This is a genomic window from Streptomyces siamensis (assembly GCF_039543605.1).
GTDB lineage: Bacteria > Actinomycetota > Actinomycetes > Streptomycetales > Streptomycetaceae > Streptomyces > Streptomyces siamensis.
In genome coordinates this window covers 64,601-82,764 of sequence record NZ_BAABKB010000032.1, presented here as the reverse complement: position 1 = coordinate 82,764, position 18,164 = coordinate 64,601, and the positions used below count along the sequence as shown (strand labels likewise).

At 72.1% G+C, this 18,164-nt stretch carries 12 protein-coding genes; 3 read left to right on the top strand and 9 right to left on the bottom strand.

From position 1 onward, the window contains the following. Positions 1-122 precede the first annotated feature (122 nt). From ABEB03_RS33980 to ABEB03_RS33965, 4 genes are all read right to left on the bottom strand, one after another. A complete protein-coding gene (locus ABEB03_RS33980; protein ID WP_345656693.1) occupies positions 123-2,732 on the bottom strand; it encodes a PA14 domain-containing protein in 2,610 nt (869 codons plus the stop codon). Between the two features lie 260 nt (positions 2,733-2,992). Further along, positions 2,993-4,213 carry a glucose-1-phosphate adenylyltransferase gene (gene glgC, locus ABEB03_RS33975; protein ID WP_345656691.1) on the bottom strand — a complete coding sequence of 407 codons (1,221 nt, stop codon included), beginning with the start codon at positions 4,211-4,213 and terminating at the stop codon, positions 2,993-2,995. 79 nt (positions 4,214-4,292) lie between these two features. Beyond that, the gene (gene glgA, locus ABEB03_RS33970) at positions 4,293-5,444 is read right to left on the bottom strand and encodes a glycogen synthase (protein WP_345656690.1); all 1,152 of its coding nucleotides are present in this window, start codon (positions 5,442-5,444) and stop codon (positions 4,293-4,295) included. Between the two features lie 98 nt (positions 5,445-5,542). Further along, entirely contained in the window at positions 5,543-6,292 is a 750-nt protein-coding gene (locus tag ABEB03_RS33965; RefSeq protein ID WP_345656689.1) for a (2Fe-2S)-binding protein, read from the bottom strand. A gap of 210 nt (positions 6,293-6,502) precedes the next feature. On the opposite strand from ABEB03_RS33965, the gene ABEB03_RS33960 reads away from it, so the two are divergent. Continuing rightward, the gene (locus tag ABEB03_RS33960) at positions 6,503-7,765 is read left to right on the top strand and encodes a DMT family transporter (protein ID WP_345656688.1); all 1,263 of its coding nucleotides are present in this window, start codon (positions 6,503-6,505) and stop codon (positions 7,763-7,765) included. Here ABEB03_RS33960 and ABEB03_RS33955 read toward each other — a convergent pair. Beyond that, on the bottom strand, positions 7,755-8,954 hold the full coding sequence (locus ABEB03_RS33955; RefSeq protein WP_345656687.1) for a transglycosylase family protein: 1,200 nt from the start codon (positions 8,952-8,954) through the stop codon (positions 7,755-7,757). The genes ABEB03_RS33960 and ABEB03_RS33955 overlap by 11 nt on opposite strands. A 599-nt stretch (positions 8,955-9,553) precedes the next feature. On the opposite strand from ABEB03_RS33955, the gene gndA reads away from it, so the two are divergent. Then, a complete protein-coding gene (gndA, locus tag ABEB03_RS33950; protein ID WP_345656686.1) occupies positions 9,554-10,993 on the top strand; it encodes an NADP-dependent phosphogluconate dehydrogenase in 1,440 nt (479 codons plus the stop codon). A 184-nt stretch (positions 10,994-11,177) separates the two neighbouring features. Here gndA and ABEB03_RS33945 read toward each other — a convergent pair whose 3' ends face one another. The 4 genes from ABEB03_RS33945 to panD form a co-directional block, all read right to left on the bottom strand. Beyond that, on the bottom strand, positions 11,178-14,162 hold the full coding sequence (locus tag ABEB03_RS33945; RefSeq protein ID WP_345656685.1) for a hypothetical protein: 2,985 nt from the start codon (positions 14,160-14,162) through the stop codon (positions 11,178-11,180). A 514-nt stretch (positions 14,163-14,676) separates the two neighbouring features. After that, on the bottom strand, positions 14,677-15,366 hold the full coding sequence (locus ABEB03_RS33940) for an aspartate/glutamate racemase family protein (RefSeq protein WP_345656684.1): 690 nt from the start codon (positions 15,364-15,366) through the stop codon (positions 14,677-14,679). Beyond that, positions 15,366-15,710, bottom strand: a complete 345-nt coding sequence (locus ABEB03_RS33935; RefSeq protein ID WP_345656683.1) for a GNAT family N-acetyltransferase — start codon at positions 15,708-15,710, stop codon at positions 15,366-15,368. Before ABEB03_RS33935 ends, ABEB03_RS33940 begins: the two co-directional genes overlap by 1 nt. A 59-nt stretch (positions 15,711-15,769) precedes the next feature. Continuing rightward, positions 15,770-16,189 (bottom strand): aspartate 1-decarboxylase, encoded by a 420-nt coding sequence (gene panD / locus ABEB03_RS33930; RefSeq protein ID WP_028798813.1) that lies wholly within the window; start codon positions 16,187-16,189, stop codon positions 15,770-15,772. Positions 16,190-16,960: 771 nt separating this feature from the next. Between panD and ABEB03_RS33925 the strand changes: the two genes are divergently transcribed. Beyond that, entirely contained in the window at positions 16,961-17,950 is a 990-nt protein-coding gene (locus ABEB03_RS33925; protein WP_345656682.1) for a helix-turn-helix domain-containing protein, read from the top strand. Positions 17,951-18,164: the final 214 nt, after the last annotated feature.

The window sequence follows — 18,164 nt, the reverse complement described above, 5'->3', positions numbered from 1 at the left end:
GGGTGACAGGTGCCGGCCGTGCGGCCGGGGAACGGGTGCCGGGCGGCCGCGCGGGCAGCCCGGCACACGGGTGCGGCCGGGTTCCCGGCCGGCCCGCGGGCCGGCCGGGAGGCTGCGCCGGATCAGGTTCCGGGGCAGCCCTCGGGCGCGGCCCGGGACGCGTCACGGATGAGCGCCTCGTGGGCGGCCCGCACCCGGGCCACGTCCGGCTTCACGACCCGGCGGTCATAGGTCATGAGGCCGTTGAGCTCGCCCTCCACGTCCGAGATCTGGGTGTAGACCGCGCCGTTGCCGCCCCGGCAGGCGAGTGCGCGCACCTCGTCGAGGCGGGCCAGATAGCCGTCGGTGTACGCCGCGGGGTCCACATCCACGTACGACTGCTGGACGGACCAGGCGTGCCCGGGCACCGCCAGGCCGAGACCGCCGTACTCGCCGCTGACGAGGGCGCGTTCGCCGTCCGGGGAGGGTGGCAGCGCGGGACTCGGGTAGCCGTGCTCGTCCATGATGTCGCCGGTGCCGCCGTCCGCCCCGAGGTTGAGGCCCGACATGCCGTTCACGAGCCGTGTCGGGTCCCAGGCCTTGGCCTGGTCGGCGATCCGGGCGTCGTCGTACTGGCCCCAGCCCTCGTTGAACGTCACCCACATGACCACCGACGGGCTGCTGACGTGGTCCTCGATCATCCGCTTCATCTCGCGTTCGTACTCGGCGCGCGACGCGGCGCTCGGGTTCACCCCGGCGGTCATCGCGGGCATGTCCTGCCAGACCAGCAGGCCCAGCCGGTCCGCCCAGTAGAACCAGCGGTCGGGCTCCACCTTGATGTGCTTGCGCACCGCGTTGTAGCCGAGCTGCTTGTGCATCCGCAGGTCGTACGCGAGGGCCTCGTCCGTCGGCGCGGTGTGCAGACCGTCGGGCCAGAAGCCCTGGTCGAGCGTGGCCATCATGAACACGGGCTTGCCGTTGAGGAGGGTGCGCGGGGTGCCGTCGACCTTCTGCACGGCGATCGACCGCATCCCGAAGTAGCTGCCGACGCGGTCCGCTCCCACGGTGACCACCAGGTCGTACAGGAACGGGTCGTCCGGGGACCACAGGTGCGGCTCCGCGATGTCCAGGGCCAGCGGCCGCCCGGTGCGCCCGGTCGCTGTCGCGACCTTCCGCTTCCCGTCGTAGGCGGTCGCCGTGAACGGCAGTCCGTCGCGCACTCCCCTGGGCTCCACGGTGACCCTGCCGCCCGGGACGTCCGGCGTGAGCTTCAGCGAGTCGACGTGGTCGGCCGCGACCGGTTCCATCCACACCGTCTGCCAGATCCCGGACGACGGGGTGTACCAGATGCCGCTCGGGTCCAGGCGCTGCTTGCCGACGGGCGGGTTCTCCCCGTCGGACGCGTCGGTCGGGTCGTACACCCCGACGATCAGCTCCTGGGTGCGGCCCGGCTTCAGCGCGTCGGTGACGTCGGCGGAGAACTTGTCGTAGCCGCCCTGGTGTTCGGCCACCTCGACGCCGTTGACGTACACCTTCGCCCGCCAGTCGACGGCGCCGAAGTTGAGCCGCAGCCGCTTGCCGGTGCCGATCCGCCAGTCCGTCGGGACGGTGAACGTGCGGCGGTACCACATGCGGTCCTCGTGGCGTTCGAGGCCGGAGAGCTGTGACTCCACGGGGTACGGGACGAGGATGCGCTCGCCCAGGGTCCTGCCCACCGGCGGCCGTTCACCGGCCTCGGCCGCCGCGAACTGCCAGCGCCCGTTGAGGTTCTTCCAGGCGGTGCGCGTCAGTTGGGGCCTCGGGTACTCGGGCAGCGCGTTGTCCGGTCCGACCTCGTCGGCCCACCGGGTGCGCAGCTCGTACGTGGAGCGGTTGGGGCCGCTGCTCCAGAAGGCGCCGATCGCCTTCCCCCCGGCGGCGAGTCCGCCGTTGCCGTCGTAGCGGATGTCGGCGGTGCCACGCGCGGTGCCGGTCTTGTTGCCGACGACGGGTTCCTTGAGCGCGACGAGCACGGACCTCGGGTCCGCGGGGTCGGGCCGGGCCTTCCCGAGCGGCCATTCGGCGCCGCCGACGACCGCCTCGACGTGCTCGGTCAGGCCGCTGGGCAGGCGGTCGAGGGGGCGTGCGAAGTCGAGCTTGAGGGTGCGCCCGTCGGCGAGGACCGTCGCGGCGAGGGCGCCGTCGTAGGCGTAGCCGTCGGGCAGGCGGAACGCCGACGGCGGCACGGCCACCTTGCTGCCGCCCGGCTCGGTCCAGCGCAGATGGAGGTTGGAGCCGCCGTAGTGCTCGAAGTACTCCAGCTTGATGTCGTAGGCGTGACCGGCCGTCAGATCGACGGGCTGCGCGGTCTGTTCGCGGTCCCAGTCGTCCACCCAGTGGTCGATGACGAGCCGGCCGTCGATCCAGAGGCGGAAGCCGTTGTCACCGATGACGGAGAAGGTGGTGGGACCCGTCTCCTCAGGCACGATCCGGCCGGTCCAGCGGACGCTGACATCGTTGTCCTGGCCCGTGGTGAAGCGCAGCCGGGATTCGAGGTCGGCGAAGTCGACCTGAGGGTCGAAGCCGGTGGCCTTGAGCTCGTGGAAGTCGAAGGCGCCGGGCGCGGACTGGGTGTAGTACTCGCCCTTCAGCCCGTGGATCTCCACGGGGTCGTCGGCCGCCGCCGGCGCGGCGGCCAGTCCGCCCAGGCCCAGTGCCACGGCGAGCAGCGCGGCGAGGCGGCTCCTGAGTCTTCCGAGTCTGGTGGTGCGCACGAATCCTCCTCGTCGAGGACGGGTGTGTGGGCACTTGCACGTGTGGAACAACGTTGTAAACGGGAGCAGTTGGCATGACAACACGGGGTTCCGCTTCCTGTCCAGGGACCTGACAGGGGCAGGGCGGCGTCGCACGGCGCGGGTCATGGCGGCCGGACCCGACGGAAGCCCGCACGGCACGCCGGGATCGCGGCGGCGAGCGGACACGCCGAAGGCCCCGGTGCCGGAAAGGCGCACCGGGGGCCGTGGGACCGGCGGGTCTACGACACGCGCTGGCCCTTGCCCAGCGCGATCACCCCGCTCTTGGAGACCGTGTAGAGGTCCGCGTCCCGTTCCGGGTTGACGCCGATCGTCGCCCCCGGCGGCACCTCGACGTTCTTGTCGAGGATCGCGCCGCGCACCACGGCGCCCCGGCCGATGTGCACGTTGTCGTGGAGCACCGACCCCTGCACCACCGCTCCCGGGTCCACGACGACGCCCGGGGAGAGCACCGACCGGGTGACCTGCCCGCGGATCAGGCAGCCCGCGCTGATGATGGACTCCCCCGCGATGCCACCGGCGTTGAATCGCGCGGGCGACAGCTGCCCGGAGTGGGTGTAGACGGGCCAGCTGCGGTTGTACAGGTTGAACGCCGGCCGCTCGGCGATCAGGTCCATGTGGGCCTCGTAGTACGCGTCGAGGGTGCCGACGTCGCGCCAGTAGCCCTGGTCCCGGCTGGTCTCGCCCGGGACGTGGTTGTCGCTGAAGTCGTACAGCTGTGCCTCGCCCCGCTCGGTGAGCATCGGCAGGATCGAGCCGCCCATGTCGTGCACCGAGTGCTCGTCCTCGGCGTCCCGCTGGAGCGCCTCGATGAGGGCCTTGGTGGTGAAGATGTAGTTGCCCATGGAGGCGAACACGCACCCCGGGTCGTCCGGCAGGCCGGGCGGGTCCGCGGGCTTCTCCAGAAAGCCCTGCACGGTCTGCCCGTCGGATCCCGGACTGATCACCCCGAAGGACGAGGACTCCGCGCGCGGCACCCGTATCCCGGCCACCGTCACGCCCGCGCCGCCCTCGACGTGCTGGGCGAGCATCTGGCGCGGGTCCATGCGGTAGACGTGGTCGGCACCGAACACCGCGATGTAGTCGGGCTGTTCGTCGTACACGAGGTTCAGGGACTGCAGGATCGCGTCGGCGCTTCCCAAGTACCAGCGCGGGCCCAGTCGTTGCTGTGCAGGGACGGGTGTGACGTAGTTGCCGAGCAGGCTGGACATCCGCCAGGTCGTCGTCACGTGCCGGTCCAGCGAATGCGACTTGTACTGCGTCAGCACGCAGACGCGCAGGATGTCGGCGTTGACGAGATTGGAGAGCACGAAGTCGACGAGGCGGTACGTGCCGCCGAAGGTGACCGCGGGTTTCGCGCGGTCCGCGGTGAGGGGCATGAGCCTCTTGCCCTCTCCACCCGCCAGTACGATTCCCAGCACCGAAGGCCCACCGCGCCGCATAACCGCCGCCCCTCTACGCCCGGTCGGGCCGCGTCCGGTCCCGGACCGGCCCTCTCGCTGAACTGTGCCTGTCCGATGGTTACCCCGCTTTGAGGACTTCTTCGTACAACTGGACGGTCCGCCGGGCCACCGCGTCCCAGCCGAACTCCCGCACCGCGCGCCCCCGTCCGACCTCGCCCATGCGCCGGGCGGTGTCCGGGTCGGCGATCAGCGCGTCCAGGGCACGGGCCAGCCCCGACTCGAAGTCGTCGTCGACCGGCACGAGAACGCCGGTCGTCCCGTCGTCGACGACCTCGGGGATGCCGCCGACCCGTGAGGCGACCACCGCGGTGCCGCAGGCCATCGCCTCCAGGTTGACGATGCCCAGCGGTTCGTAGACCGACGGGCAGACGAACACGGCCGCGTGCGTGAGTAGTTGGATGGCGTCGGGGCGCGGCAGCATCTGCGGGATCCAGTGCACGCCCTCCCGCACGGCGCTCAGCTCCCGGAAGAGGTCGCGGAACTCGCGGTCGATCTCCGGGGTGTCGGGGGCGCCCGCGCACAGCACCACCTGTGCGGCGGGGTCGATGTCCCGTACGGCGCGCATCAGTTGGGGCACGCCCTTCTGCCGGGTGATGCGGCCGACGAACAGGACGTAGGGGCGGGCGGCGTCGATGCCGACGCGGTCCAGCACGTCCGTGCCGTGGTCGGGCCGGTAGAGCGCGGTGTCGATGCCGTTGTGCACGACGCGGACCTTGGCCGGGTCCAGGGCCGGGTAGCAGGTCAGGATGTCCTCGCGCATCGCGCCGGAGACGGCGATCACGGCGTCCGCGGCCTCGATGGCGGTGCGCTCGGCCCAGCTGGACAGGGCGTATCCGCCGCCGAGTTGCTCGGCCTTCCAGGGGCGCAGGGGTTCCAGCGAGTGGGCCGTCACCACGTGCGGGATGCCGTGCTGGAGCTTGCCGAGGTGGCCCGCGAGGTTGGCGTACCAGGTGTGCGAGTGGACGAGTTCGCGGCCTTCGAGCGCGGCGGCGATGGAGAGGTCCACGGAGAAGGTGCGCAGGGCGTCGTTGGCGCCGTCGAGCGAGGACCAGGGCCGGTGGCGGACGACCCCGCCCGCGCCTCCCTCGCCCCAGCAGTGCACGTCGAGTTCCGTGAGGCTGCGCAACTCCCGTGCGAGGAACTCGACATGGACGCCCGCACCGCCGTACACGTCGGGCGGGTACTCCCGGGTCAGCAGTCCCACGCGCACACAGAACCCCCCATCTGGCGACTGGTGCCCTCATGGTCACCCAGTCGGGGCGGTTGGGGAAGACCGCCGGTCGGGGCTGTGGCGGACGACGGGCGCGTTCAGGGACCGGCGGGCTTCTTGCGGGGCGGGCGGTCGAAGCAGCAGTCGCCGCACAGCCCGCCGCCGGGCAGCCGGTAATAGAGGCAACAGCTGCGACGCCGGAGCGTCCCCGGGGCGAGGGTGGCGGCGAGACGGGGATCCGCGAGGAGCCCGGCGGCGAGGGACCGGGCCCGCTCCCCGACGTCACTGCGCCCGTGCGCCAGGGCCCAGCGGTCGAGCTGGCGTGCCGCGCCGGCCAGGGCCGAGCCCGCGTTGCCCCACAGCAGGCCTGGTGAGACGTGGTAGCGGGAGTGCAGGACGGCTGCCAGTGGGGCGAGGTGGGCGTCCAGGACGAGGCGGCCGACGGCGGTGTGGGGCAGCGGCCGCACCTCGGCCAGCCACAGGTCTTCGGGGGCGCTGCCGTCGGGGTCCCAGTGCAGCAGCTCCGGGGCGAGATCGGGTACCTGCCCGTACAGAGCCGCCGCACCGAGCGCGACGGACCACAGCCGGGCGGCCAGGGCCTGCTGGGCCACGGAGACCGCGACGCGCGCCTCGGGCGCGCGGAGACTCTGTGTGATCTTCCGTACGCGGAAAGTTACCGGATCCTCATAAACATCTTCCCGGGCATCTTCTGAAGTCGCCGCGTAGGCCTCCCGGAGGGTGGGAAGCGGGCCGCGCGGCGGTACGCCGGTGCGTAGTACGGAGAAGCCGCCGAGCGCGCCGAGCGCCGTGAGCCGGGGGTCGAGGTCCACGAAGAGCAGTAGTACCAAGTCCCCTAGGGGTGACCACCAGCGGGTCCGGGCCTCATGTCGCCCACCTTGGGGAGGAGCGAGGGCGATTCGTACTCCATCGGCAGTAGGACCCAATGACTGCTCAGGGACGACGACGCGAACTAAATCACGAGGCATCGTTGTTCCCATGCAAGCCGACCGTTCGTCGCGCCGGGCCGAGCGCCCACGCCGTACGCAGAGGAGGGACCCATGAGCGCCCTCGCTTTGTCCGTGCTGCTCTCGTTCGTTTCCGCCGTCGCGTACGCAGGCGGTGCGATCGTGCAGGAGCAGGTCGCCCTGACCTCTCCGGGTCAGACCTACGCACCACTGCGCAGGCCGAGCTGGTGGGCCGCGGTGGCACTCAACGGCCTCGGCGGGCTGCTGCACGTGGCAGCACTCGCCTACGGACCGCTGAGCCTCGTACAGCCGCTGGGCGCGCTGACCATCGTCTTCGCGCTGCCGATGGCGGCCCTCTTCGTGGGCCGCAGGGCCGGGGCGACCGCATGGCGCGGCGCCATCATGGCCACGGTGGGTCTCGCGGGCCTGCTGTCTCTCGTCGGCTCCTCCGACGCCCAGTCCCTGGGCGGTGCCGAGCGTGTGGCACTGGCCCTGGTCTCCGCCGGCGCGGTCGTCGCGCTGATGGTGGCGGGGCGGGCCGCGCACCGGCACCCCGCGGTGCGCAGTGTGCTGCTCGCCGTGGCGGCCGGCGTCGCGTTCAGCATGTCCTCGGTGTTCACCAAGACGGTCGCCGTGGACTGGTCGCAGCAGGTCTCGCTCTCCGACCTGTCCAGCCTCGCCGTGATCGGCGTCTTCGCGACGGCCGGCATGCTGCTGTCGCAGGCGTCCTACCGCGGCGGCGGTCTGGCGGCGCCGCTGTCCACCCTGACGGTGGTGAACCCCGTGGTGGCGGCCGCCGTCGGCATCACGATGTTCGGCGAAACCTTCCGCTACGGCACGACCGGCACCGCCCTCGCACTGGGCTGCGGCGTCGTCGCCGCGGGCGGGCTGATCCTCCTCACGACCGAGCGGATCGGCGGCAGCCGTCCGCAGAGCGCGCCCGTTCCGGCGCAGCTCACGAAGGAAGCGGCCCCGCGGGGTCGCGGCGGAGAACCCCTCGCGGTTCCCGTCGTCGCCGAAGCGGTACTCCCGGCCGATCTGGCCCTCCCGGACCAGGTGCCTCTAGGGCTGGACGCCGACCTGGCGGTCGTCGCGGCCGCGGAGGCGGACTCGAGTCTCGCCGCCCTCACGGCGGGCGAGGCGGACGTCGAGGAGCTCCTGGCGGGGCTTCCGGAGCCGTCCGTGGTCGAGGACGTCCTCCTGCCGGCCCCGCGGCGGACGCCGGCGACCGCGGCGGCGCAGGGCGCGTCGCAGGACTCCGCGGTCGACGAACTGCCCCGCTACACGGCCATGTACGGCGGGCCCTACCTGCCGATCCCGTTCGTGAACCACCACCGCACGAGGGTCAAATCCTGACCCCGCCCGCCCTCAGGTAGGCAACCGGGTCGATGTCGGACCCGAAGCCGGGCCCCGTCCGCACTTCGAAGTGCAGATGCGGGCCCGTGCTGTTGCCCGTGGACCCGGAGCGGCCGATCCGCTGGCCGCCGACGACGTTCTGCCCCGCCTTCACGGAGATCGCCGACAGGTGGCCGTACTGCGTGTAGCGGCCGTCGGCGTGCCGTATCACCACCTGGTAGCCGTAGGAGCCGCCCCAGCCCGAGCTGACGACGTGGCCCGCCGCGACCGCCTTCACGGACGTGCCGGTGGGCACGGGGAAGTCCACGCCCGTGTGGTAGCCCTTCGACCACGACGACCCGGCGGCGTGATAGGGCGTCCCGGTCGCCGCGTTCACGGGGGCGACGACGGCCGGGGCCTTCCTGGCCTTCTCCTGCTTGGCTTTCTCCTGCTTGGCCTTCTCCTGCTCGGCCCGCTCTTCCTCGGTCTTCTGCGCCTTGGTCCTGTCGGTCGTGGACCGGTGCGCCGGGGCGGGTGACCGCTCCTTGCGGACGGGTGTGCGGTGCGCGCCGTGCAGGTCGAGGCGCTGGCCGGGCAGGATCAGGTCCGGGTCGGCACCCACCGTCCCGCGGTTCGCGGCGTACAGGCCCTGCCAGCCGCCCCGGACGTGCCGTGCGTCGGCGATGCCGGACAGCGTGTCGCCCTGGACGACGGTGTACATCTCGGCGGTGCCCGCCTGCGACTGGGGCGTCGTCTGCGGTTTCACGTCCCGTACGGTGCGCTGAGCCGTCCGCGGCGCCGAACCGGCGGGGTGGATGTCGGGGGTGCCGCCGCCCCTGGTCAGCCCGGCGCGGACCGAGCACACCGGCCAGGCGCCGGGCCCCTGGCCTCTGAGCACCTTCTCGGCGACGGCGATCTGCTGGTCCTTGGTGGCCTGGTCGGCACGGTGCGCGTAGGCCGTGCCGCCGTAGGCCGCCCAGGTCGACTGGGTGAACTGCAGACCGCCGTAGTAGCCGTTGCCCGTGTTGATGCTCCAGTTGCCACTGGACTCGCACGCGGCGACCTTGTTCCAGGTGCCGACGTCGGCCGCGTGGGCGGAACCGGCCCCGACGAGCGGGAGTGCGATGCCCGCGCCCCCCGCCGTGACGGTCAGCGACGCCCGGTTGATCCTGTTCGGCTGATACCGGCGGTGCCGACCGCGTTCGGCCATGAGCGAGCCCCCTCGACATGCGTCAGGAGCGGCAAAAGTAAGCGTGCGGAACAGGCCAGGACAAGACGGCAACCGGTCGCTCCGAAACGGCGGTCGAGCGGTGAAACGCAGGGTGCGGGCGCGTCGTGCGGGCACCGGGCGCGGGGGCGGGCGGAGGCCGTCCTGGCCGTACTTGGTGCAGTGGGCCACCGACCCGACGCAGTAGAGAGGCGAGTCGGCCCGTTCCACGCCGTCCTCCGGGGGCAACGCGGCGGACCGGCCGGCCGGCGCGGAACGCCGGCGCGGGGCCCGTCCGACGGCACGGACGTCCGCTCGGCGGCGCGGCGCAAAACGTTCGGCGGCCGTCGATCCGCCGATTCCCGAGGCCGCGGGCGGTCCGGAGGCCGTCGACGGGCCGGCCGTACCCCGGCCACGGCCTCCGGTCGTGTGGCCGGGTCCGTGCGCCCCCCGCGGGCGGCGCACGGCGCGGCCCGGCGTTCCCGTGCGTACCCACCCACCACGCGTCAGGATGGCAGGGGGCAATACTGGCCGAGCAGGACCGGCAGCACTGACGAGCACGACTGGCAACACCGATTCCAGGATCCTTAGGAGCCAACCGTATGAGCACTTCAGCCCAGATCGGCGTCACGGGTCTCGCGGTCATGGGGCGCAATCTCGCCCGCAACTTCGCGCGCAACGGCTACACGGTCGCCGTGCACAACCGCACCGTGGCGCGGACGAACGCGCTGGTCGAGGAGTTCGGCCACGAGGGCGAGTTCGTGGCGGCCGAGACCGCGAAGGACTTCGTGGCCGCGCTGGAACGGCCGCGACGCCTGGTGATCATGGTGAAGGCGGGCGATCCGACCGACGCGGTGATCGAGGAGTTCGCCCCCCTCCTGGAGCCCGGCGACATGATCATCGACGGTGGCAACGCACACTTCGCCGACACCCGGCGCCGTGAGCGCGCCCTGCGCGAGCAGGGCATCCATTTCGTGGGCACGGGCGTCTCCGGCGGCGAGGAGGGCGCGCTGCACGGACCGAGCATCATGCCGGGCGGCTCGAAGGAGTCGTACGCGTCGCTCGGACCGATGCTGGAGAAGATCTCCGCGAAGGCGAAGGACGGGGCGCCCTGCGTGACGCACGTCGGCCCCGACGGCGCCGGACACTTCGTGAAGATGGTCCACAACGGCATCGAGTACGCGGACATGCAGCTGATCGGCGAGGCGTACCAGCTGCTGCGCGACGTCGCCGGGTACTCCCCCGCGCAGATCGCCGACATCTTCCGCACCTGGAACACCGGCCGGCTCGACTCCTACCTGATCGAGATCACCGCCGAGGTGCTGTCACACGTGGACGCGGCGACGGGCAAGCCGTTCGTCGACGTGGTCCAGGACCGGGCGGAGCAGAAGGGCACGGGCCGTTGGACCGTGCAGATCGCCCTGGACCTCGGCGTACCGGTCTCCGGCATCGCGGAGGCGGTCTTCGCGCGCTCGCTGTCCGGGCACGCCGACCTGCGCGCCGCATCGCGCGGGCTCGCCGGTCCGAAGGCCGAGCAGCTCGACGAGGCGGAGGCCGCGGCGTTCGCGGACCGGGTGGAGCAGGCACTGTACGCGTCGAAGATCGTCTCCTACACGCAGGGCTTCCACGAGATCCAGGCGGGCAGCGACGAGTACGACTGGGACATCGACCTGGGCGCCGTCTCGTCCATCTGGCGCGGCGGCTGCATCATCCGGGCGGCCTTCCTCGACCGGATCCGGGCCGCCTACGACGCCCGGCCCGACCTCCCCAGCCTGCTGTCGGACGAGACCTTCGCCCAGGAGATCGCCGCGGCCCAGGACGACTGGCGCGAGGTGCTCGTGGCGGCCACCCGCCAGGGCGTGCCCGCGCCGGGCTTCTCCGCCGCCCTCGCCTACTACGACGCGCTGCGCGCCGAGCGGCTCCCCGCCGCCCTCACGCAGGGGCAGCGGGACTTCTTCGGGGCGCACACTTACCGGCGGACCGACCGGGAGGGTTCGTTCCACACGCTGTGGGGCGGGGACCGGTCGGAGGTCGAGGCGTAGCACGCGGGCATCGCCGTCGCGGCGGCGCACGTGGGTGCGCCGCCGTCCGGCGCTGACGCCGGTGCCGGTGCTGACGTCGGTACCGGCGCTGACGCCGGTGCCGGCGCTGACATCGGCGCTGACGCCGGTGCCGGCGCCGGCACCCGGGGTGCGGCGCGAGGGCGCCAAGCTGTCACCGAAGCCGTCACGTGCCTCGTCCCGGGGCCGGGGCGGCTTCTCCGCGTCCGGGGCCGGGGACGACAGGGGGGTCGTCGGGGGCCACGGGGGTGGGGGCGTCCGGTCCGGCTGATCCGGTCGCGCCGGTCGCGCCGGTCACGCCGGTCACGCCGGTCACGCCGAACGAATCGGCCGGGTCGGCCGGGTCGGCCGCCTCAGGCGCACCGGACGCCTCAGCCGAACTGGTCGCCTCAGCCGAACTGGTCGGCTCAGGCGAACTGGTCGGCTCAGGCGAACTGGTCGCTTCAGGCGAGCTGGTCGCTTCACCCTCCCTCGCCGGCTCAAGCAGGTCCGTCGCCCCAGGCACCCCCGGCGGCTCGGGCGTGCGCGGCACCTCGGGCGAACCGGCCCGCTCGGGCGGCACCGTCGGCTCCGCTCCCGCGGTCGGTCCCGGGGGCGGCTCGGGTGGTCGGGAGGCGACCAGTTCGGCCAGGAGCCGGTTGCGAAGGGGCATCAGTCGACTGTCGCCGGTGTAACCGCGATGGCCCTCTATCGGCGGGAACACCGGCGCCTCCCGCGTCCGCCGGTACGCGCCCGGGCCCCCGTCCGCGCCCTCCGCGTCGTCGGCCCAGCGGACGTCCACGTCCTCGATGCCGACGGGTCCGCCCAGCGGGTCGGTGTCGCGCCAGACGTTGATCCAGCCGGCCAGCCCGGGCCGCTCACCGCGCGGACCGAGCGCGTCGATCGACTCGACGCAGACGAAGGCGGGGTAGTTGCGCGAGAAGAACATGCCGACGGGACAGCCCGTGGTGATCAGCGCGATCCGGGCGCGCAACGCCGCGTCCAGCTGCCACACGGCCGCCATCACCAGGACGGTGCCCATGGAGTTGGCCCGGACGAGGACCCGGCCACGCTCGTCCTTGAGCAGCACGTGCAGCCGGTGGACGAGTTCGGGGACGGCCCTGACCGTCCAGGACGGCGGCGCGAAGGGGTGCGCGGCGCGCGGCCAGAACGCCCCGAACGCCCAGGCGAGACCGGCGTTCTGACGCATGTCGGAGCGGATGGCCAGCGTCCGGAACGCCAGCAGCATCAGCGCGGCCAGCCCGGCGAGCAGCGGGATGCTCAGCGAGCCCAGCGCTCCGGCCGCGAGGTCGCGCGCGTCCCGCAGCCCCGGCCGGATCCCCAGCGGGAAGTAGAACGCTCCGGTGACGACCACGACGAGGACCGCGGCGGTGCCCGTCATCCAGTCCGCCTCACGCAACAGATAGGTGTGCTTGCGCCGGGCGGCTCTGAGTTCGTGCAGGTGCCGCCGGTCGTCACGTTCCTCCCGGGAGTCCGCCCGGTACTCGCGGACGAACCGCTTCACCAGGCCCGGCCCCGGCCGGCCGTCGGGCCCCGGAGCGGCGGGCCCCGCGACGTGGACGAACCAGACGAGGGCGAACACGACCGCGCCGCACACCGCGCTGAGCACCAGCACGGGGGCGAGCACCATGCCCATGACGTCCACCGGCTGGGGCACGTCGGTACGCCTGCCGGTCCGTGCGAGCCAGGAGCCCGTCCACTGGGAGGAGGCCGTCGTGTAGAGCCAGGCCACGAAGCAGGCCAGGACCCCCATGGCCGGGCCTGCGAGGCCGAGCAGCGCCATGCCGCGCCGTGTCCCGGAAACGGGCAGCACGAGGGAGGCGAGGGTCAGCAGGCAGACCCCGAACGCCTGGACGAGCAGCAGTACGGTCGACTGCACCTGCATGCCGGGCAGCACCCGGTCCACGGTCCAACGCCGGTCGGGGACCAGGCAGTAGAGCACCGCGGCCACGTTGACGCAGGCGCAGACGATGCCCGCGACGATCGGATAGTGCGTGGGCCACAGCGGGAAGTACCGCCCACCGCTGCGGCGTTCGCCGATCTTCCCCCGGACGAGCGGGATCCGATCCAGGAGTCGTGACCGGAGCGAGGACGGAGGCAGCGGCAGGCAGGCCTTGCGGTGCACCCAGGGGACGGAGATCAGCAGGATCAGGGTCATGAACAGGATGACCGCGAACAGGGCACGGCCGAGGCCTTCGGGGCCGTTCCCGTGGAGGTCCTGGTGCAGCGGGGTCCAGGTGAGCAGGCCCGCGGTGGTGAGGAGTCCGGCCCACACGTGCTGGGCGGCCATGCCGGGGTCGCGGCGGTTGTGCTCCCAGAACCCGGGCAGCTCCAGCGGGTGGCCGTCCTCTCCCTTCCCGGCCCGTTGCAGCCGGGCCAGTTCGGCCTCCTCCTCCGACACGGTCTCCAGTACCGGCAGATACTCCTGCTTGGTGTCGCGGGCCGCGAGCAGCAGGACGAACACGACGAGGGCGGGGGCCAGGGCGGCCACCACGAATCCCCACTGAGGTCCCGCGGTGTCCCAGGACCGAAGGATACGGACGGCCGGATTGTCGTCGGCGCACACGTCCTGTCCGGCCTGCGGGCTGCACTGCCAGGCGAACTGGTCCATCGCCAGCTGGCCGACGGTGCCCACCACCAGCACCGTGAGCGAGAGCGCCAGCAGCCGGGCGCCGAACTCGTAGACCCCGCCCGCCAGTTTGCGTCGGCGCTTGTCCTTGCCACAGGGCCAGCGCGGCTGCATCCAGGCCACGAGGTTGATGAGCAGGAAAGGCATCAGGAACAGCCACAGCGCGCGGGACGCGCCACCGATGGTGAGCCGCGTCCAGTCGTAGACCTCGCGCACGACCTTGTGGGGTGCCTTGTTCAGGTCGACCACGGTCCGGTACAGGCCGGCCTTCTCGTCGCCGCTGACCCTCCCGACGGTCGCCGGGGGCCGGATCAGCCGTTCCCGGTCGACGGGTCCGAGGCCGGGCACCAGCAGCTCCACGACCTCCACGCGCGCCGGACGCCCCTGGACCCCGCCTTCGTGCCCGGCCCCAGCTCCGCCGGCGCCTTCGTGCCGGGCCTCCGCCGCGGCGCCATCGGCTTGCGTGCCCTCGGCGCCCTCGGTCTCCACCTCGCCCGCGCCCGTGCTCGCCACGTCCCCCATCGCGGACCCCCGTCCCCGTACCACACGCCCCTCGGGGACAACGTCGTACGCGCCCCTGGAGACCACGTTGACAGGGACCGGGCGGTCACGCAATGGAGTTGCGGGATGAGAAATACTCACCCTCTGTTAGGCAAGCCTCGGCTTCCGAGCCGGCGCGGGGCGTCGGCTCGAGCCCGGGACCGGGCTCGGTTCAGGAGATCGGCCCGGGCTGGGGATCCGGTTCCGGTACCGGGTCGGGGCCCGGCGGTTTCGGGATCGGGGACGGAGTCGGCACGGGCTCCGGACCGGGGTGCGGACCCGGGTCGGGGACGGGGTCGGGGAAAGGCTGCGGGCGGTCGGGGCCCGGCCCCGGGGTGGGCCCCGGCTTCACCGGGTCGGGGAACGGATGCGTCATGGTGTCCTCCAGCCAGTCGGTACGTCGGCCCTGGACTTGTCCCACGCGTACCCGGCACCGGCGCACCCACTCACCCCGTCGCGTGAGGGATGGCAACCAGGTGGGCCTGGTCGGCGCCGCTCAGGCGACGTTCCGCCCGGCGCGCACGGCCACCGCCCCCGCGGCGAGACCCGGCCGCGGACTCGACAGCACGGGGACCGAGGTGGCGGTCAGCCGCTGGGCCGGGGCCATGGACGCCTGGGCGAGGACGATCGCGTCGGCCCCGGTGACCGCGTCGGCGGCACGGGCCACGGCGCGGGCGTAGCCGTCCGTGTCACCTGCCTCGAAGAGGGCCCACGCGTCTCCGGCGAGCACGGTGCGCACGTCCACGGGGCGCCCGGCACGGCGCGCCTCCTCCTCGACGAGGGCGACGGTCGGCGCGAAGGTGCTCTCCACCGTGGCGAGGACGACGATCCGGGCGCCCGCGGCGACCGCGGCGGCGGCCATCGGACGGTCGACGCGGAGCACGGGCAGCGCGGCACCCGCGTCCTCAGCGACCGCGCCGATGGTCGAGCAGGTGCAGAGCACGGCCCGCGCACCGTCGGCGAGGGCCGCGTCGAGTGCGGCCCGCACCGCCGCGGCCACCGAGTCGGGCCCCTCGGCCCGGGCACGGGCCAGCAGTTCCTCGGAGACCGTGTGCCGCAGCTCCAGACCGGGGTGGTCCTGGTCGCGCAGCCCCTCGAACACGGGGATGTGCGCGGGCGAGGTGTGCAGCAGCGCGAGCGGTCCGGGCCATTCCCGTCCCGTGGCGAGCGGTCCGGCCCGCGTCATCAGAAGCGTCCCGGATGCGCCTTGAGCCACTGGACCGCCGACTTGAGCAGCTCCGGGTCGGCCGCCGGTGCCTCATCGGGGTGCCGGGCCGCCCACTTCACGACGTACGGGCACAGCGGAGCGACGACCACGCCCTCACGCCCGGCGATCGCGTACAGCTCCCGGGCGAGCGAGCCCGCGATGCCCTGGCCCTCGTGCTCGGGCTCCACGATGGTGTGCACCGGGACGAGCGCCCGTGCGGGAGTCTCGAGGACGAAGTACTCGATGTGACCGACCACTTCCTCCCCGGCGAACGCCTCCAGCCGGCCGGCCTCCCGGTCGTCGCGGATCTCGATGTCACTCATGGACGCTCCTCGGGTCGTCGCGGCCTCGGTCGCTCTGTCCTGCTGTCCTCGGCCGGGTTTCAGGCGGAGACAGCCTGCGGACTGCGCTCCTGGTCCGAGCCCGGCACCGGCGCCGACGGATCGGTGCCGAGGTCCACGATGCGGTTGTCGCCGTCCACGTGCACGACCCGCGGCCGCAGCGCCCGCGCCTCGGCGTCGGAGACCTGAGCGTAACTGATGATGATCACCAGGTCGCCCGGGTGGACGAGGTGCGCGGCCGCTCCGTTGATGCCGACGACTCCGGAGCCGCGCTCCCCCTCGATGACGTACGTCTCCAGCCGGGCTCCATTGGTGATGTCCACGATGTGGACGAGCTCGCCGGGGAGCAGATCGGCGGCGTCGAGCAGATCGGCGTCTATCGTCACCGATCCGACGTAGTGCAGGTCGGCCTGGGTGACGGTGGCGCGATGGATCTTGGACTTGAACATGGTGCGCAGCATGTTGGACTCCTGAAAGACGGCTCCCTGCCGGCTTTGTGCAGGTCAAGGGCGTTCTTCACTGTACACCGGCACGCGTCAGCCTCGAAGATTGCGAGGAAGACCGGTTCACTCTGGTACAGGGCTCCCTGCCTACGCTTCTGCGGGCCCCAGGCTGTTGTGACGCCGCCGACCAGGCGTCCGTTCGAACGGTCGTCTCGGAACATGCAGGGACGGATGCTGATCAGATGCCGGCCTACCTGACGACACATCAGGTGGAGCGGTCGCCGAAACGGTCAGCGGTTGGCTACGACTCGCCACCTTGGCCGTGAACCGGGGCTTCCGGCCGCCGATGTGCACTCGCGGCGCGGAACCGGCAACAACGGCGAGGGGAGCAGAACATGGTGATTGCCTTTCCGGGTCGTCCCACGCGTGCATCCGAGCGCTGTGCGCGCCGGTGGAGTTCAACCACCCGGGCTGGCCACTTCATGGCTCGTCACATGGACGCAATTCCCTTGGATCGGGCCAGGCGGGCTCCGCCGCAACGCCGGTTGTGGCAGAGGCGGGGGTGGGTCGCGGTGGTCTTGGGATTCCTTCATGGGCAGGTGGGCGGCCGTCCAGACGGTCCGGCCAACTCTGCTGGGCCGCGTCCGGCCCCTCTGTGGCCGCCGGCCGGAGGACGCCCTGCCACTCCGCAGGCGCCGGAACAGATCTTGAATGCTCCGGCCTCCACCAGCAGGATGGCGCCTCGTCCTCTTCGGACGCCGGCATGCCCCCCGAGCAAGGAAACCCATCGTGTACGAGGCATTGGGTCTGACGGACCGCCAGGCTGACCTGTACGAGTACCTGGTGCAAGGTCAGGTTCGCCACCGCCCCCAGATCAGCCGGGAGCTGGACCTGGAGGACACCGTGGTGCAGGACCTGCTGAACGCATTGCAGGAGCTGGGACTGGTGGTGAAGGATCCCGACGACCCGGCGGCCTTCTCGGTGATCGCCCCGGACCTCTCGCTTGAGGCGCTCATCAGGCGCAAAGAGGGGGAGCTCCAACGCATGCGACTGCATTCGGCGTTGCTGGCCGACCGCTATCGCCTGACCGCCCATGGACGGCAGGCCCGGGACATCGTGGAAGTGGTCCGAGGCCCCAGCGAGGTCGACGCACGCGTTCGCCTGATAGAGCGCCAAGTCATCGGCCAGATAGAGGTGTTGAGCGCTCCTCCCTATTCAGGCGGTTTCACCCCCAGTGAGGACGAGCTGGGCCTGCTGGCCCGCGGGGTCCGTAGCCGGGTGATCTACTCCAGCAAAGCACTGAACCAGGACCACGCCGTCCAGACGCTCGAACAGTTCCGCAAGGCGGGCGACGAAGCGCGGATCCTGCCCGAGGTGCCGATGAAAATGCTGATCGCCGACCGGCGGATCGCCTTGATACCGCTGTCCTCCGGACAGGACGCAGCAGCCATAGTCGTCCGCCCCTGCGGCCTGCTGGACGCGCTGTGCAGCCTGTTCGCCTCGCTATGGGAGAAGGCCAAGCCCTACACCGGTGCAGATCAGCTGCCGCGTGCAGCCGGACTGACCGAGGACGATCGGCAACTGCTGCACCTGCTGACCTCCGGCCTCAAGGACGAGGCCGCCGCCCGGCACCTGGGACTCAGCCTGCGCACCGTGCGCCGTCGTGTCGCCGCCCTGATGGACCGGACCGAGGCGAACACCCGCTTCCAGGCCGGATACCTGCTGGGGCTGGGCTCCACCACTGCGCCCGGCCGCACACCCAGCCGCCCGGCCGACTGACCGGAGGACCCGTGCACAGCACCAGGCTGCGCTCGAAATGGTGCCGCCTGACGGTGTAGGGGCCGGCGGAGCGGATCGACCGATGGCCTGCCTGAGCTCCCAAAAGTCGGGCAAAGACCGCCCGGGAGTCGAAGTGCGCAAAGCACAGCCAGTCGATGCGCCGTCGGACCGCCGGTCGCCAGTGCGGTAGGCGACCGGCCGGGGAGCGCCGGTG

What these genes read in the sequence shown, in the direction of transcription:
- glgC (WP_345656691.1), bottom strand. Translation starts at nt 4,213, where the DNA reads ATGCGGCGCGGTGGGCCTTCGGTGCTGGGAATCGTACTGGCGGGTGGA.
- ABEB03_RS33960 (WP_345656688.1), top strand. Translation starts at nt 6,503, where the DNA reads ATGAGCGCCCTCGCTTTGTCCGTGCTGCTCTCGTTCGTTTCCGCCGTC.
- ABEB03_RS33955 (WP_345656687.1), bottom strand. Translation starts at nt 8,954, where the DNA reads ATGGCCGAACGCGGTCGGCACCGCCGGTATCAGCCGAACAGGATCAAC.
- gndA (WP_345656686.1), top strand. Translation starts at nt 9,554, where the DNA reads ATGAGCACTTCAGCCCAGATCGGCGTCACGGGTCTCGCGGTCATGGGG.
- ABEB03_RS33945 (WP_345656685.1), bottom strand. Translation starts at nt 14,162, where the DNA reads ATGGGGGACGTGGCGAGCACGGGCGCGGGCGAGGTGGAGACCGAGGGC.
- ABEB03_RS33940 (WP_345656684.1), bottom strand. Translation starts at nt 15,366, where the DNA reads ATGACGCGGGCCGGACCGCTCGCCACGGGACGGGAATGGCCCGGACCG.
- ABEB03_RS33935 (WP_345656683.1), bottom strand. Translation starts at nt 15,710, where the DNA reads ATGAGTGACATCGAGATCCGCGACGACCGGGAGGCCGGCCGGCTGGAG.
- panD (WP_028798813.1), bottom strand. Translation starts at nt 16,189, where the DNA reads ATGCTGCGCACCATGTTCAAGTCCAAGATCCATCGCGCCACCGTCACC.